We start from the raw sequence: 934 nt of genomic DNA, 5'->3' as shown, positions 1-934 counted from the left end.
TTTAGTCCGCTTAATGTGGGCGTTAAATTACAACTCGATTTTGGTACTAGGAATTTATAATAATGAATATTGAGAAAGACATTTTACCTGATAATCCAGCTGCACGTTTGCTATCAATTCTTGAGCGTTGCACAAGTGCGCAATTTAACCCAACTGAGAAAGTTGGTGTTGTTTTATCTAGAGTTTTTGAGGTGAAGAATGAACCAGAATATATTTTCCCTTGTTACTCTAAACTATTTGTGTTGATACAAGATTCTTATTTAAAAGTAACTGAATATTATCCCAAACAGGCTAAGACACATAATCAATGGAAAACTCAATTAAGTAATAGTTTTAAAAGCCACTCTCCATATCATCATAATTGGGACGCTCTTATAAAATCTTTGAAGCAAGGTAATCATTTAGATATGGTGCAAATCGCTTCAGATAATCTTGCGCATTTTGTTCCCGCAACACAGATCGATAATTTAAACTACGAATCTTTAATGGAGCAAGTATCGAAGTTAATGGAGGAGATAGATGCCTCAGACAATCTCTCATCGTATTTAAAAGAATACTTAAAACAAGAGTTAAAAATTCTAGCGGATTACATTAAAAACTTTGATTTATATGGTTCTGAACCAATTAAAAAGTCAATGTACAACATAATTTCAAACATTGAAGTGTCCAATAACTTGAATAAAAAGGTTATCAAAGGTGTTGGCACATTCTTGATATGTGTTGCTACTGCAATTGGTGCTGTAAACGATGTAAATAATTTACCTAAAAGTATTGAAAACCTACAAAGTGAATTTACAATACAACAAAACAAAAACACGTTAGAAGCTCCAAGTGTGATCCTAAGTGAAGTAATTTAACAAGGCGTTTAAACGGAACAAAAACAGTGGGTTACGTTTCGCTTCGCTACACATTATAACCCACGATTTTTGTCCGC

General features: G+C 33.1%; 1 protein-coding gene. It reads left to right on the top strand.

Features of this window, described 5'->3' with window-relative positions:
- The first annotated feature begins 62 nt into the window (after positions 1 to 62).
- A complete protein-coding gene (locus CXF74_RS21460; RefSeq protein ID WP_101084680.1) occupies positions 63 to 857 on the top strand; it encodes a hypothetical protein in 795 nt (264 codons plus the stop codon).
- Positions 858 to 934: the final 77 nt, after the last annotated feature.

The sequence above is a fragment of the Psychromonas sp. Urea-02u-13 genome, assembly GCF_002835995.1.
Lineage (GTDB): Bacteria > Pseudomonadota > Gammaproteobacteria > Enterobacterales > Psychromonadaceae > Psychromonas.
This window is presented reverse-complemented; position numbering and strand designations above follow the sequence as displayed.